General features: G+C 55.2%; 11 protein-coding genes. 10 read left to right on the top strand and 1 reads right to left on the bottom strand.

Annotation, left to right across the window (positions count from 1 at the left end):
• The first annotated feature begins 2 nt into the window (after window positions 1-2).
• From DESU86_RS07990 to DESU86_RS07965, 5 genes are all read left to right on the top strand, one after another.
• The gene (locus tag DESU86_RS07990; RefSeq protein ID WP_269474308.1) at window positions 3-1,595 is read left to right on the top strand and encodes a DHA2 family efflux MFS transporter permease subunit; all 1,593 of its coding nucleotides are present in this window, start codon (window positions 3-5) and stop codon (window positions 1,593-1,595) included.
• Between the two features lie 2 nt (window positions 1,596-1,597).
• Window positions 1,598-2,236 (top strand): TetR/AcrR family transcriptional regulator, encoded by a 639-nt coding sequence (locus DESU86_RS07985; RefSeq protein WP_179980567.1) that lies wholly within the window; start codon window positions 1,598-1,600, stop codon window positions 2,234-2,236.
• A gap of 645 nt (window positions 2,237-2,881) precedes the next feature.
• Window positions 2,882-4,285, top strand: coding sequence for a pyruvate kinase (gene pyk / locus DESU86_RS07975; RefSeq protein ID WP_179980566.1), 1,404 nt, complete (start codon window positions 2,882-2,884; stop codon window positions 4,283-4,285).
• 40 nt (window positions 4,286-4,325) lie between these two features.
• Window positions 4,326-5,612: a phosphopyruvate hydratase gene (gene eno / locus DESU86_RS07970; RefSeq protein ID WP_179980565.1), complete on the top strand. Its 1,287-nt coding sequence runs from the start codon at window positions 4,326-4,328 to the stop codon at window positions 5,610-5,612.
• A gap of 63 nt (window positions 5,613-5,675) precedes the next feature.
• Window positions 5,676-6,818, top strand: a complete 1,143-nt coding sequence (locus tag DESU86_RS07965) for a glycerate kinase (RefSeq protein ID WP_179980564.1) — start codon at window positions 5,676-5,678, stop codon at window positions 6,816-6,818.
• Between the two features lie 39 nt (window positions 6,819-6,857).
• Here the strand turns inward: DESU86_RS07965 and DESU86_RS07960 are convergent, their stop codons facing one another.
• Window positions 6,858-8,831, bottom strand: coding sequence for a sigma 54-interacting transcriptional regulator (locus DESU86_RS07960; RefSeq protein WP_179980563.1), 1,974 nt, complete (start codon window positions 8,829-8,831; stop codon window positions 6,858-6,860).
• Window positions 8,832-9,068: 237 nt separating this feature from the next.
• Between DESU86_RS07960 and DESU86_RS07955 the strand changes: the two genes are divergently transcribed.
• The 5 genes from DESU86_RS07955 (at window position 9,069) to DESU86_RS14390 (ending at window position 15,856) form a co-directional block, all read left to right on the top strand.
• The gene (locus tag DESU86_RS07955; RefSeq protein ID WP_179980562.1) at window positions 9,069-10,058 is read left to right on the top strand and encodes a zinc-dependent alcohol dehydrogenase; all 990 of its coding nucleotides are present in this window, start codon (window positions 9,069-9,071) and stop codon (window positions 10,056-10,058) included.
• A 325-nt stretch (window positions 10,059-10,383) separates the two neighbouring features.
• Window positions 10,384-11,670 carry an MFS transporter gene (locus DESU86_RS07950; protein ID WP_179980561.1) on the top strand — a complete coding sequence of 429 codons (1,287 nt, stop codon included), beginning with the start codon at window positions 10,384-10,386 and terminating at the stop codon, window positions 11,668-11,670.
• 353 nt (window positions 11,671-12,023) lie between these two features.
• Entirely contained in the window at window positions 12,024-13,304 is a 1,281-nt protein-coding gene (locus tag DESU86_RS07945) for a CdaR family transcriptional regulator (protein ID WP_179980560.1), read from the top strand.
• A 304-nt stretch (window positions 13,305-13,608) separates the two neighbouring features.
• A complete protein-coding gene (locus DESU86_RS07940) occupies window positions 13,609-14,598 on the top strand; it encodes an extracellular solute-binding protein (protein ID WP_179980559.1) in 990 nt (329 codons plus the stop codon).
• A 142-nt stretch (window positions 14,599-14,740) separates the two neighbouring features.
• Complete coding sequence (locus tag DESU86_RS14390; RefSeq protein WP_197957551.1) at window positions 14,741-15,856, top strand: ABC transporter ATP-binding protein; 1,116 nt, start codon at window positions 14,741-14,743, stop codon at window positions 15,854-15,856.
• Window positions 15,857-15,936 lie beyond the last annotated feature (80 nt).

The raw sequence follows: 15,936 nt of genomic DNA, 5'->3' as shown, positions 1-15,936 counted from the left end.
GCATGAGTTCTCCGGCACATCAGACCCTGCCGTCCAAACCCGGCGAAAAAGATGCCGCCACTGCGGCCCCGTCTCCTGAGGTGCGGTCTGTGGAGCCGCTGCCCGGAGGCATGCGCGTACTGGCCACGGTGAGCATTGCCCTGGTCACGGCCATGACCGTTCTGGACACCACCATCGCCAACGTGGCTCTGCCCACCATTGCGGGCAACCTGGGGGTGGCCGCCTCTCAGGGCACGCTGGTCATCACCTTTTATGGCGTCGCCAACGCCATCGCCATTCCCCTTACCGGCTGGCTGGCGCGGCGTTTCGGCGAGGTGCGCGTTTTTACCCTGGCCACCTTTTTCTTTGTGCTGGCGTCGCTGCTCTGCGGGCTTTCCCATTCTCTGCTCATGCTTATCGCCGCGCGCATTATTCAGGGGGCGGCCGCCGGGCCGCTGATTCCCCTGTCCCAAAGCCTGTTGCTGACCTGCTACCCGCCGGAAAAACGCGGCCTCGCCCTGGCCATGTGGTCCATGACTATCGTGGTCGGTCCCATTCTGGGACCCATTCTCGGCGGCTATATTTGCGACGACTTTTCATGGAACTGGATTTTCTTTGTCAATGTGCCCCTGGGCATTTTCTGCCTGATGACCCTGCGTTTAGTTCTGGAGGGACGCGAAACCCCTGTGATGCGCGCACCCGTAGACAAGATCGGTCTGATACTGCTGGTGCTGGGCGTGGGTTCCCTGCAACTGATGCTGGATGAAGGCAAGGACCATGACTGGTTCTCCTCCCCTTTAATTCTCGGATTTGGTGTTGTTGCGGCCATCGCTCTGGTATTTTTCGTAGCATGGGAATTAACGGAAAAAGACCCTGTGGTGGATCTTTCACTTTTTCGCCACCGCAGCTTTACTGTTGGCACTATTTGCATATTTTTAGGGTTCATGCTGTATTTCGCATCGGTAGTGCTCATGCCCATGATGCTCCAGACGCGCATGGGCTACACCGCCATGTGGGCAGGCTTTACCCTGGCTCCTATTGGCATATTTTCTCTTTTTATCTCGCCTATTTTAGGGAAAAATGCCGCCAAGCTGGACATGCGCGTGCTGGCCAGCATCAGTTTTGTGATCTTCGCCCTGTGTTTTTTTTGGCGCAGCTATTTTGCCCCTAACATGGACGTATCCTTCGTCATGTGGCCACAATTTGTGCAAGGGCTGGCTGTTGCGCTCTTTTTTATGCCCCTGACCAGTCTCAGCCTCAACGGCATACCTGGCAGCGACATTGCCAGCGCCATGAGCCTTTCCTCCTGCCTGCGCACTCTGGGCGGTTCCATAGGTTCTTCGCTGGTCATGACCCAGTGGGAACGGCTGGAGGCCCTGCACCATGTACGCTTTGCCGAAGGCATGACCGACGCCAGCTTCCCTTTTGCCCAGGCCATGCAGGGTTTGCAAGGCATGGGCATGAGCGCTATGCAGGCAACGGCATGGATCAATCAGGAAGTGACGCGCCAGGGCTTTCTTGTGGGATTCAACGAACTGTTTTGGGCCGGAGGCTGGGCGTATTGCCTCATGGCCGGACTGGTGTGGCTCGCGCCCGCGCCGCAACGCAGGAGATAGACATGTCGGAAACATCCGTGCGACCTGAGCCCACGAAACGCGAAATAAAAAATGAAAGCCGCCGTAAGGCCATTCTGGATGCCGCCCTGGAGGTTTTTTCGGCGCACGGCTTTGCCGCTGCCCGCGTGGAAGACATAGCCCGCGCCGCCAAAGTCGCCAAGGGAACCATATATATTCATTTCGCCGACAAAAAGGATATCTTTAACACTCTGGCGCTCGAAGACCTTCTTGCCCTGCACCAGAGCATCAGGGCGATGCTGGCCCGCACGGAGCTACCCCTGCACGAGCGCCTCTGGCGCATGGCCCAGCCCTTTCTGCAAAATAACGGCGTCTCCCGCAGCATGCAGATCATTCGCCTCATCCATGCCGAAGGACTGCACAATCCCTTGCTGGTGCGGCCCTACCTCGAACAGATCGTCAGCACGCTTACCGCGTTGCAGCACCACATGCGTGAGGTTGGCCTGAGCGGCCCGGTATGCGAACATCCGCAACTGATCATGGCTCCGCTCATTCAGGGCGTCCTCTGGCAAGGGATTATGGGCGATCTGGCGCCACAGGACATTGTCGGCGCGTATCGCGCCAACCTGGACGCCCTGCTGACGGCGGCAGGATATTCCTTCGGGATGTCCTCTCAGGGCTGACGTTGCCGCTGCCCTGTAAAATATCCCGCTCGGTGTACTCCAGAAAGCCGCCCAGGCGCTTGGCCCAATCTTCCATGGTCATGGGAGGAATATTGCGCCGGGCCCTATCCTCGGCAAATCCAGCCACGCGTTAACGATACGGCCCAAGGACTCCAGTTCTTCTTTTACCAGATAGTTTTTGGCACTGCCGTAAAAAGACGCGCTGCTCATGCCGTGCTCACGGCAAAATCCGGGGCCGTGCCCCCATTCTCGGCCTGCCTTACGAGCGCCAAGATTTGACTGGCCGTGAATCAGGCTCTTTTCATCGTAACATCTCCTGATTGCTTATTCCCGGAAATTCTACTTTTTTCCGGAGAGATTACCTGTCAGCGCCGCGCATGCCCGCAGGCGCTGACGTCACGCTGCTGGTTTTTCTCTCCCGCCCGCCTTTTTTCGTCATTCCCCGCCACAATACAATCGCCCGATGCCCCGGAGCACGGTGATAACGCCGGCCCGCTTGTTACCCGATACGATTTTTCTGCATAATTTATGTCTTTCATACCATGTCGAAAAAAAGTCCCCAGTGGTATCTTGCACACTGCTCTTTTTTTTATTGCGGCCACTGCGCGGCAACTAACCTTAATTTATAGCATTTGGGGCAAAAAGATGAAAGCAAAAATCATAGCTACATTGGGCCCAGCGACAAATAACAGGGAACAGATTGAAAACCTTGCCAGAGCTGGGGTGAACATTTTTCGTCTTAATTTTTCGCACGGTGACGCCAGCCAGTTTGTCGATACAATCAAGAATATTAGAGAGGTGGAAAGCAAACTGAACACAGTGCTTACCATTTTTCAGGATCTTTCTGGCCCGAAAATCCGCATTGGCATTCTGGAGAGCCCCATCACGTTTGCAGCGGGCGACAGGGCCTTTCTCGGGCCGGAAGACGACGGCGAACTGCCGCACATTCCCTTCACGATAGCGCCTGTGCTCGAGGCCATCTCGCCAGGCGACGTGCTGGTGCTTGCTGACGGCACGCTGCAATTACTTGCCATTGAAAAGCGGGGCAACGGCTTTGTGCTTGAAGCCAAAAACTCCGGCCTCATCTCTTCGCGCAAGGGTCTTGCCCTGCCCGGCAAGACAGTCAAAGTTCCCGCGCTTACCGAAAAGGATCGCCGTGACCTGAAAGACGGCCTCAAGCTCGGTGTGGACGCAGTTGCGCTCTCCTTTGTGCAGACTCCCGAAGATATTCTGGAGGCCAAAAAAATCATTGCCGAGCACGGCAAGGCCATCCCCGTCTGCGCCAAGCTTGAAAGAAGGAACGCCGTAGAACACCTTGATGCCATCCTTGATGTTGCCGACATCATCATGGTCGCCAGAGGGGATCTGGGCGTCGAGTGCCCCCTTGAAGACCTGCCCGGCATTCAGAAGAAAATCATTGGCGGGTGCAATCAGAGAGCCAAGCCGGTCATTGTGGCCACACAGATGCTGCTTTCCATGGTGAGCGCTCCCAGCCCGACACGGGCAGAAACAACCGACGTTGCCAATGCCGTGCTCGACGGGGCTGATTGCGTCATGCTGTCTGAAGAAACAGCCATTGGAGCCCACCCGGTTGAAACCGTCGAGTACATGCGCAGGATAGCCTCCAAGGCCGAAGACCTGCTGGTGCAAAAGAACAGCGGCAAAGGGATCATTATCCTTGATACCCTCAAGCCGGATCAATTTTTGTCGCAAGCCGCCCACCTGCTGGCAGACAGCCTGTCTGTAAGGGCTGTCCTGTCCCACAGCATATCAGGGGCTTCAGGCAGGGCCATTGCCGCCAAGCGTATGGGGCATGACGTGTATGTGCTGACGCCCTCTGTCACCACACTCAGATATCTCAATTTTTCCTGGGGCGTTCAGCCAAGGCTTGTGGGCGAGCAGTTTTCTTCTCACCTTGAGCGTGTGGAGAATTTCATCGATGCCAACCCCGACTTTAACGCTGACGACGCCTTTGTTATCACGGCCGGCCAGGGCAAGAAGGATACACATCTTACCGGAACCAATCTTGTCAAAGTCTACGTAAAGTAGCCTGGCAGGAATCTATGGTCACCGCAAAAGGAAGATGACAATGCGAGATAAAATCCAAACTGTTATAGGCAGAGAAATTCTTGATTCAAGGGGAAACCCCACTGTTGAGGCGGAAGTGGTGTTGCAGTCCGGGCTGTGCGCCTGCGCCTGCGTGCCGAGCGGGGCCTCCACGGGCGCAAGGGAGGCCCTCGAGCTGCGCGATGGCGATAAAAAACGCTATGGCGGAAAGGGCGTTTTGCGCGCGGTGGAGCATATCAATGCCGTGATAGCCCCTGCGCTTGTTGATAAAACCGTGACTGATCAGGCCGACATCGATGCCACCATGCTCGCTTTGGACAACACGGAAAACAAGTCTTCCCTCGGCGCCAATGCCATTCTTGGCGTCTCCCTGGCCTGCGCCAGAGCCGCAGCTCTGGCGGTTGACCTTCCGCTCTACGCGTATCTTGGCGGGCCCGGCGCGCTGACGCTGCCTGTGCCCATGATGAATATCATCAATGGCGGGGCGCATGCAGCGAACACGCTGGATATCCAGGAATTCATGATCATCCCCGTAGGCGCCGAGAGTTTTCCCGAAGCCTTGCGTATGGGGACGGAAACATTTCATGCGCTCAAAAAGCTGCTGGAACACGACGGGCTTTCGACCGGCATTGGCGATGAAGGCGGGTTTGCCCCCAACCTCGGCAGCCACACCGCCGCTTTTGACTATATCATGAAGGCCATAGAAAACGCGGGTTACAGAGCGGGCGAGGATATTTTTCTTGGTATTGATGCCGCATCGAGCGAATTTTATGGCGACGGCGCGTATACGCTCAAGGGAGAAAACAGGGTCTTGTCCAGCGATGAAATGGTGGCCTATCTTGAAGGTTTTGTTGCCAAGTATCCCCTCATCTCCATTGAAGACGGCCTGGCCGAGACAGACTGGGCGGGCTGGAAAAAACTCACCGAGAGCCTGGGCAGCCGCATGCAGCTTGTGGGCGACGACATCTTTGTGACCAACAAGGCCATTCTGGCTGAAGGCATAGACAAGGGCGTCGCCAACGCCATTCTTATCAAGCTGAATCAGATCGGCAGCCTTTCTGAAACCCTGGCAACCATCGAGCTTGCCAAAACAAGCGGCTACGCCAATGTCATCTCTCACCGTTCCGGTGAAACAGAAGACAGCTTTATCGCCGACCTCGCGGTTGCCACCAATGCCGGCCAGATCAAGACAGGCTCCCTGTGCCGCAGCGACCGGATCGCCAAGTACAACCAGCTGCTGCGCATCAACGCCCGCCTCAAGGGAAATGCCGGGTACTTTGGCGCGACAATGAAAAAACGCTTTGGATAGCAGTTTGTTGCGCCAATGAGATAGGCGAGCGCATTGCAGCAGATCAATCACGCAGGTAAGCATATGAAAATACTAGTCGCACCCGATTCGTTTAAAGGAAGCGTCTCTGCCATAGCCGTCGCGCGCGCGATGGGGCGGGGCATACACAGGATCTTCCCTGACGCCGCCATTGAGTATGTTCCCATTGCCGACGGGGGCGAGGGCACAGTGCAGACGGTTGTTGCCGCCGCGCAGGGCGAAATACGGCAGACAACGGTTTCCGGCCCTCTGGGAACTCCGGTTGTGGCGCAGTGGGGGCTCATCAACAACGGCGCCACAGCGGTAATCGAAATGGCGGCGGCTTCCGGGCTCATGCTGCTTGCCGCCGAAGAAAAAAATCCCTTGCTGGCAAGCACTTTTGGCGTCGGACAACTGGTGCTCGCCGCCCTTGACGCCGGGGTTTCCGCCATTGTCATCGGCATTGGCGGAAGCGCCACCAATGACGGGGGCAGCGGTTTTGCCCGTGCGCTGGGCGCACGCTTTCTTGACGCGTCCGGCAAGGAACTTCCCGAGGGCGGCGCGGCCCTGCAGGAGCTTGCCAGGATTGACGGCAGCGCGCTGGACCCCCGGCTTGCCTCAGTTGACATTATGGTCGCCTGCGACGTGACAAACCCGCTCTGCGGGCCGACCGGGGCGTCTGCCGTTTTTGGCCCCCAAAAGGGCGCTACCCCCGCGATGGTGCAGCAACTGGACGCAGCCTTGGCCCACTATGCCGATCTGGCGGAAAAAAGCTTTGGCAAATCCGTGCGTGACATCCCCGGAGCAGGCGCGGCGGGCGGTCTCGGGGCTGGGCTGCTGCTCTTTACCAACGCCCGCTTGCGTTCCGGCATTGATATCGTCTTGCAGGTTATCGGCCTTGAGAAAAAGCTTGAGGGCGCGTCCCTCGTCTTTACCGGCGAAGGCAACACTGATTTTCAGACAACGCATGGCAAGGCGCCCGTCGGGGTCGCAAAACTCGCCGCAGCCAGAAACATCCCTGTGATCTGCCTTTCCGGCGGCCTGGATAACGGGTATGAAGCCATCTACGCGCAAGGAATCGACGCGGCTGCGGGTTGCCCGGCCGGGCCAGCCTCGCTTGAGGACTGCATTGCCAAAGGCGAAACGCTTGTTGAAGCGGCGGCTGAACGCACGTGCCGCCTGCTGGCCGTGGGAATGCGCCTGGCATAGAATTGCCAGGGAGCCTTTGGGTCCAGGCGGCAGAAAGGCTTAGCCCGCAGCGCCGGATACGCTCTTTTCGTACTCTTTCAGCTTACGCCACAAAGTAACACGGCTTACGCCCAGCAGACTCGCCGCTTTTCCCATATGCCCGTGGGTAGCGGCGAGTGCCTGTTGTATTGCCGCGTAGCTGCTGCCAAGAACGGCTTTGTCCAGGTGGGCCTGTTCCGCAGGCCCGCTCTGGGCAGCAGCCCCGTTGGGCATGGCCGATGAGGCGGCAGATGCTGCGGAGTGGGACGGCATATCCGCCTGCAGCACATTTTCCAGTATTTTTTTCAGATCCTCTTCGGTCACAATATGCTGCGGGCTCAAAACGCAGGTTCGCTCACAGATATTGCGCAATTCGCGGATATTCCCCGGCCAGTCATAATGCATCAGCAGCCAGAGCGCCGCATCCTGCAAGATGAGCTTGCCTGTTTTGTACTTGGTGTTGAAGTAGCTGAGAAAGGACGTGACAAGCGCGGGTATGTCCTCTTTTCTTTCCCGTAAGGGCGGCAGGTGCAATTCAAGAATATTCAGGCGAAAGAGCAGGTCGGCACGAAACTTCCCTTCGCGGGCGAGTTGCCGCAAATCCTTGTTGGATGCGGCAATGACCCTGACATCAACGGGAATGACCTTGTCGTCCCCAAGGCGCATGACCTCATGTTCCTGCAGCACGCGCAGCAGGCGGCCCTGCAGCCAGAAAGGGATTTCAGAAATTTCGTCCAGAAAGATCGTTCCGGTGTGGGCCATTTCAAACATGCCGGGCTTGCCGTTCTTTCTGGCCCCGGTAAATGCGCCACTGACGTACCCGAACAGTTCGCTTTCAAGAAGGTTGTCATTGATCGCCGCACAGTTGACGGCGACAAAAGGCCCGTTCTTTCTTTTGCTTTCCGCATGGATGCTCTGGGCAAAAACTTCTTTGCCTGTGCCTGTTTCTCCATAAATAAGGATGGATGAGTCCACAGAGCTGAAGCGCCGCGCCCTGTCTACGGTGTTATTGATTTTTGCGCTGACCCCGGCGCAGTCCCGAAAGCTGTATTTGGCGCGGTGCCCCTTTGAGGTGAACGAGTGGCGCAGCGCCACTTCCCTGTCATGTACCGCGCCAGCTTCCTGAAAGGCGGCCACCGCGCCAACTATCGATTGGCCGTCAATGACCGGCTGCACTGTGCCGGTAACGAGCTTGTTGCCGATTTCAATGATGATGTCGGTCTCTGACCGCCCTTTTTTCAGCACTCGTTCCACATATGCGCGCAGTTTCGGGATGGCGTTGGCGTGCTCACCCTCTGCCGAGTCCGCCAGAAGCTTGAACGCCTTTGCGTTTTGCGCGGCGAGTTCGCCCGCGCTGTTGAAAGAAAAAATCACTTCTTCAATAAGGTCGAGGGTCGTTCTGAACCGCTCCGAGCGGGCCCGCTCCCTTTGGGCCAGCCGGGCTGAACGTACTGCTTCATTGATGGCAAGCAGCACCGAATCTTTGCCCGAATATATCATTTCTGCGTTCATGCCGTAACTGGCAGCAAGGGTTGTGACCATAGACCCGCCAACCACCATTTCAATCCCTTTTTTCTTGCAGGCCAGTATCTGCTTGATGGCCGTTTCTTCGTCGAGCACCGGATAACTGTGTATCGGCTCATCAAGCAGCTGGATCATCTCCTCGACCCCATTCAGCATATTGGGTGGGGCTACGAGGGCAATCCTGGAATAGGGCACACGCTCCTTTACCTTGAGCAGCACACGAAGCACATCCGCGCCCGTGACAGGCAGTTCAACCAGAATGCAGTTCGGGGGCAAGGCCTTGCGCAAGGCAGTGGCTGTGGCCCCACGGCTGATGACCGCATCCGCATGGATGGGGAGCTGCTGCAAGGCGGCGACGCCTACCAGATCCTTGACCTCAATGGCAACGGTGGGGTCATTGAGTACAAGCTGGCAGGCTTCCACTTCTTTGCTCATCTCGAGATATGGAGCGATTATCGTAATATGTATCATATATGTTCGTATGTTATGTAGAGGTTGAATCAGGCATGCTTCATTTAAACGGTTTGTAACATGTTTGTTAAGATAATGAAACAAACGACATAAAGCCCGAAAGCCTGAAACTATTTAACAATATGAAATATAAGAAAAAAAATAACGGCATGCCCCCGGCACACTCTCTGCACTATAGGGCCTGCAGGAGTACTCCACCTGGATGCGTTTCACCATTTTACCGAGAGGAGCTGGCATATGGCCATAATGACAAGGGCTGCCACATTACGTGGCCCTCGGGACATCGTCCTTGAAGAAAAAAAGCTTGTCTGTGGAGATGAGCAGGTTATTGTAAAAAACCACATCATTGGCATTTGCGGGTCAGACAAATCGTTTTATCGCGGTCAGCTGCCCCCAAAAACCGCCGAGTTTCGCCATGAGCCCAAATTTCCTTTTCCTCTGGGGCATGAGAGCGGCGGCACAATTGTTGAAGTCGGCTCAAAGGTTACCGACTACAAGGTTGGCGACAAGGTTATAGCCTTTGGCTGGAACAACAACTATGCCGATTTCTTTGTAACGCCCACGTGGCAGCTGCAGCCCGCCCCCGAAGGTCTTGAAATGGACTTTATCGGCCTTGGCGAGCCCATTGCCTGTGCCATGCACTCCGGTTTGCATTGCGGTGTCCAATTGGGCGATACCGTGCTGGTGCTCGGGGCCGGATTTGCCGGGCAGATCGTTGCCCAGTGCGCCAAGCGCAAGGGCGCAGCCTGCGTCATTGTTGCCGATATTCTTGACGGCAAGCTTGAACTGGCAAAAAAACTGGGCGCGGATCATGTGCTGAATCTGACCAAGATCGACGCTGCCAAAGAAATTTTTGCCCTCACCAATGGCAAGGGCGTCGATGTGGTTGTTGAAGCTGCAGGCTCGGAAAGCTCTTTCAACCTGGCTTCTGAAGTGCTCAGACACAACGGCAAGTTTGTTTTTTACAGTTGGGTGACCCAGCCGGTGACGCTTAATATCAGCCGCTGGCATGACGACGGGCTGCAATTCATCAACACCTGCCTTGTGCACCACTCCTGGCGTGAACGGTATGTGTGGACGCCCGAGGCACTGCGCCCTGTTGTGCAGAAGATGGTTGACATACGCCCGCTCATTACCAATGAGTTCCCCCTGAGCCAGATCAGGGAAGGCTTTGAACTGGCCGACAAAGACGACGCGGCAATCAAGATTGTGTTCAGGCCAGACTAGCGGCGCGTGACCCTGTCACCATAAGCCGCTCTGACATGCGGAAGGGCGGCTTATGGCACAGCCTTGCGGCAGCCAGCGTAACCACGCTTTTTATCATGCGGTTTTATGCTTCTTCGCGTGGCCACTATCAGGACGCGCTATAGCTACTCAGAGTATGAAGATAACAGTTTGAAGCCATATCATAAGACACAACCGCCAGGCCCGCCTTTCAAAATTTTCCCGCCCGGCAGATGAGTTGGCGTCGCGGCCAGGTGCAACCACGTATGCACAGTTGCCTATTGTTATCCCTGTCTAGCGTAACGCGGCCCCCCTAACAGGAGAACACATGCCCACTAAACCAACTCGCCAAAGATTGCTGGTTTTGTTCGTTGTTTGCCTCGTGTATTTTATTACCTATCTCGATCGCGTTAACGTCTCTGTCGCAGCCCCCCTGCTGATGCAGGAATTCGGCATCAGCAAGGCACAGCTTGGCGCTGTTTTTTCGGCCTTTATGGTCGGTTACGTCCTCTTTCAGATACCTGTGGGCATGCTTGGAGACAAGTATGGCCCGCGTGTTGTGCTCACGGGACTTGTGGTTGTCTGGTCTTTTTTCACCTTTGCCATAACGCTGGCCTGGAGCTTCAGCTCACTCATCGTGTTGCGCTTTCTTTTCGGCATTGGCGAGGCAGGCGCCTTCACCATTGCGACCCGTGCTTTTTCAGCATGGATTCCCAAGACGGAGCGCGGTTTCGCGCAAGGGATAACCCACGCCTTTGCCCGGTTCGGCGGGGCGGTTACGCCGTTGATAATGGCCCCCATCGTGTTCGCTCTGGGGTGGAGAGAAGCTTTTTATATCTGTACGGGCGTCGGCATTGTATGGGCCATTTTCTGGTTCTACTGGTACAGGGACACGCCGCAGGAATTCAATGCCCGCTGGAACAACAAGGTCAACCAGGCGGAGATTGATCTTATCAATGATGGCCGCGTTGTCGCGAAAAAGGGCCAAAAGCTGCCCATCAAGGCGCTTTTTAAAAGCAAGAACGCCTGGGCTGTGTGCGCGGCATACTTTTGCTACAACTTCAACCTCTGGATATTCCTTACCTGGCTGCCCACCTATCTTGTGGACGCCCGCGGATTCACCATTGTAAAAATGGGCATTTTTGCCAGTATTCCCCTGCTGGCGGGCACCATTGGCGATACGCTTGGCGGCTATCTTTCCGACCTGTTGTGGAAAAAGACCGGCAAGGGCAATTTTTCAAGGCGCATAGTGGCCATTGTCGGCCTGCTGATAGCCGCGTGCTTCATGATTCCGGGGGCAATGACCGAATCGCCGTACATGGCCATTTTCTTCCTGGCCTGTTCGCTGTTCGGGCTGGAAATGGCCGTGGGCGTATATTGGGCAGTGTGCCTTGATATTGGCGAGCAATACTCCGGTACTGTTTCAAGTATGATGAACTGTTTCGGCAACGTAGGCTCCATCCTGTCGCCATTCCTGTTTGGCGTTATTGTTCAGTACACGGGTTCGTGGGTTTATCCGTTTATCCTTGCCAGCAGCCTCCTTGTTGTGGGCAGCATTATCTGGCTGTTTATCAAGCCGGAATACTCCGTCAACGAAGAGCTTGGCTTGAATTAAGGTCAGAAGGGCGATTCCGAACGGCCGGGGCTTTGCCCCGGCCCCTTCGGGCAAAAATCCCCCATTATGAGAGCCTCTTGATCGAAACATGCAGACCCAAAGGGCCTTCACCATTTGCAGGGAACCGCGCAGGGATGCTGTCCATCCGGACGCAGTCAGTTACAGGGCCTGAATTTGGCTCCCGGCAAGTAGTTCTGTTTCAACGGCCCCAAGGGGATTCCCTTGGGGCCATTTTTTTATCCGGCATGCTGTTTCAGGGGCTGGCATTCCGCCTTGGGGCAAGAGACGTCAAAGCTGCTTTTTTTTGACAACACCATTGATCTCACCCAAAATCTCTGCACGGAGAAACGGCGATGAAACAAACCAGCAGCACCTGCGGGCAGTTGAACATATCTCGTGAAAACGCCCTTGAGCTTGTGCGTCAGTTGAGCGACGTCTTGCAAAACAATGTGAACCTCATGGACGCCGAGGGCGTGATAATTGCCAGCACAAATCCGCAGCGCATCGGGCAGTTGCATGGCGGGGCCAAATATTTGCTTGAGCATGACATTGAAATGCTGACCATTGAACAGGACGGGCAGTTTATCAACAGCCAGAAAGGAATCAACCTGCCTATCACAAAAAACGGAAAGAATGTTGGTGTTATCGGCGTCACTGGCGAGAGCAAGGAAATGGTTCGTTACGCGCATGTCATTTGGAAAATGATGGAAATCTTGCTGCGTGAGAACGACATCGCTGAACAGGCACGTATACAAGAGCATATCCGCAACAGATATATTGGCCGATTGATGAGTTCGCCGCACAACATCTCTTCGCCCGAATTTATCAGGGAGGGAGCATCTATCGGCATAAATCTGGCGCAGTACCGGCGGGTTCTGGCATGCGCGCTGCTGGTCCCGCTTTCAGGGGAGGCTCATCCGCAGGCAGGGCATGACGACCTGATTGAAAAGGCCATGGAGATGCTCTCGCGCCAGTGGCAAAGCGCGCTGATGGCCCGTGTCGGGCAGTCTTTCATTTTTTTGATGCCTTCAATGCGAAACAGCGAACTGCTGGCCGTGGCAGAAGAAATGCAGGGTCTGGTGCAGAAGCGTTTTGATCTGTCGCTTGTCGTGGGAATTGATGGCACTGAAACCACAGCGGCAAAACTGGAAGCCCGGGCCTGCGGGTGTGACAAAAAGCTTTCCGCCGCCAGCAGCAGTCTGTATGAATCCTACCGCCAGGCATCCAGGGCGCTTGATGCTGCCCTGCGTTCAGAAGGGCATGGAATAGTGCTGTATTCTGACATGGATATTGGGCTTTTTGTGCACTCTGTCGATGACGCCATAAAAAAGGAGTATGCGGATCTCATTTTTTCAAACATTGCTGAAGAAAAGATACAAGAATACTCTATGATTATTGATCAATATTTTATCAATGACCGTTCCATAGAAAAGATTGCGCAAAAACTGTTTATGCACAAGAACACGTTGCAATACAAAATAAAGAATATGCAGAAAGAAACGGGCTATGATTTGCGCACCGCGCATGGCGGTGTAGTGCTGTATTTTGCCATGCTGTTTCACTCGCTCCGTACAGGCCGCAACCCGCGCCTTCCCAGCAAAAGCGCCCCTGATGATTTCAAGAGCTGCTTCTAGGTCAGATCAACTTTGAAATGAGAAGCATTTCAAAGTTTTCATTCAGCCGAAAAATGCGGTTTGCGACAACTGACCTTCCCCCCGAAAAGTATGCCATTAAAACGTTAGTGCCCTTGATATGTTCCTTGCCTCGCTGGCTGCCGTGATCACGGCCAAAAGCGACTGCAGTCAGCGCGTGGCGGGCAAAACAACAGCCTGCCTGCCTTGACCACCAGGCAGTTGGAGAATACCATCTGGATATAGGTGAAAATGGGCGGTGCTGGGGGCACATTTATTTGTTGAATTGCTGCATGTTGGGGGAAGTATGAAGGCCTGTATCAAAAGTCTGTGTTTTGCGCTGGTGCTGTTTGCCGTATTTTTGGGCATGGCGGTGTGTTCATCTGCAAAAGAAGTCGTGCTATATTCTTCCAACCAGCCTGACATGCTGGATGCTATTTCACAGGATTTTGAAAGCAAAACGGGCATCAAGCTTACCGTGGTTCGCATGGGCACCGGCGAAGCCATGAAGCGTATCGAAGCCGAAAAAGCCAACCCCCTGTGCGACGTGTTCTGGAGTGGAGACGTGGCTGTGCTGGACAATGCCAAGGCCAACTTCATGTCCTACACCTCACCGGAAGCCGCCAGTTTGCCGGCATCCTTCATCGAGAAGGACCACAAATGGACGGCGGCCAACATGCATCTGATGGTCATTATGGCCAATACCCAGCTTGTTCCTGCTGCTTACCTGCCCAAAACATGGGGCGACCTGCTTGATCCCAAGTGGAAGGACAAGGTGGTCATGGCCAATCCGCTCAAATCCGGGTCTGCCTATGCGCAGGTATATGGCCTTTATAAGCTGTATGGCTGGGAAGGACTGACAAAGCTCATTAACAACGTTAAGATTCTTGACAGTTCCAGCCTTGTTTACAAGGGAACCGCCGAAGGTGAATTTGCCCTTGGCATCACCATGGAATACGCGGCCCACCGCTATGTGGCCGGTGGCGCGCAGAACGTGCAGGTTATCTATCCCGCCGACGGCGTCATTGCCGCCCCGGAAGGCCTTGCCATCATAGCCGACTGCAAACATCCCGAAGAAGCCAAGGTGCTTGCGGACTATCTGCTCTCCCAGCCCGTGGTGGATGCCGTGTTCCAGAAGTATTTTCGTCGGCCTGCACGGCCGGACGCCTCTGCGGTAGAGGGCATGCCCTCGCTGAAAGAGCTTAATATGCTCAAGGATTTTGATCCGGCGGAAGCCAATGCTCTGGAAAAAGACATGCTCGCCAAGTGGAAAAAGCTGGTTTTGCAAAAGCAGTAGACGAACATCCAGGCGCGGTTCTCTCCGCGCCTTTTTTATGGCCGGAAACTTGCCGTAATATGCAGCTGCCTGGCTGGGGCTGGTAGCTCTCCTCGCTGGCAGCAGCAACACGCAGGTTGCCCTTGCAGACAAGGATATTTTTGTGCGTATAGAACTTGCTGATATCGTAAAGCAATTTGGTTCTCTCCGGGTTGTGGACAAGGTCAGTCTGACCATTGGCGACGGCGAATTTTTTACTCTGCTGGGCCCCAGCGGTTGTGGTAAAACCACGCTGCTGCGCATGATTGCCGGGTTTAACGACCCTGACAGCGGTGATATCCTTTTTGGGGGCAAGTCGGTACTTTCGCTGCCTGCCCACCGGCGCAATACGGGCATGGTTTTTCAAAATTATGCCCTGTTTCCGCATATGACTGTTTTTGACAATGTGGCCTACGGCATGGAGGCCCGAAAACTACCGCGTGATACCATCAACAAACGGGTCATGGAAATTCTTGACTCTGTGCAACTGCTCGATCTGCGCGGCAGATACCCCCGGCAGCTCTCTGGCGGGCAGCAGCAGCGCGTTGCCCTGGCCCGCGCCCTTGTTATTCGGCCCGATGTGCTGCTTATGGACGAACCCTTGTCCAATCTTGATGCCAAGCTGCGCGTCACCATGCGGGAAGAAATTCGCCATATGCAGCAACACCTAGGTATAACAACAATATATGTGACGCATGATCAGGAAGAAGCCATGGCCGTCTCCGACAGGGTGGCCATTTTTTATAATGGCAGCCTGCAACAGGTGGCTGATCCGCAGGGCATATATTTTTCGCCTGCCAACAGGTTTACGGCAGAATTCATGGGCTCGTGCAATATTCTGGAAATGACCCCATTGTCATGGAACGGCGAGCAGGGCCTTGCCCGCATGCTGTGCGGCGGGGTGGAGTTTGAGGTGGCCATGCACAATTCTCACGGCGTCAGCCATGGAGAGTTGCATGACCAGGCCCCAGTGCAACCCCGGCTGCATGAGCTAGTGAGCGTGATGCTTCGCCCGGACTGGATACACGAGGTGCTGCCCGATACCCCCGCGCAGAATGTTTTTACCGGGCATGTGCATGAGGTCATGTTTTTGGGCACAGTGATGGTGTATCAGGTTGCCGCCCTTGGCACCCTGCTGCGGGTGGATGTTCCCGCTCTGGACTGCGGAAATTTCAAAAAGGTTGGCGAAGCCATTACGCTTTGCTTTTCGCCGACCAGCCCGGTCAAGGTGAACGCGTGATGGGCCTGCGAAAGCTATTTTCCGCATGGAACGCGGTTTTGTTGCTCGCCCTGATAACGCTTGTATTGCTCGTGGGTTAC

The sequence above is a fragment of the Desulfovibrio sp. 86 genome (assembly GCF_902702915.1).
Classification (GTDB): domain Bacteria; phylum Desulfobacterota; class Desulfovibrionia; order Desulfovibrionales; family Desulfovibrionaceae; genus Desulfovibrio.
This window is presented reverse-complemented; position numbering and strand designations above follow the sequence as displayed.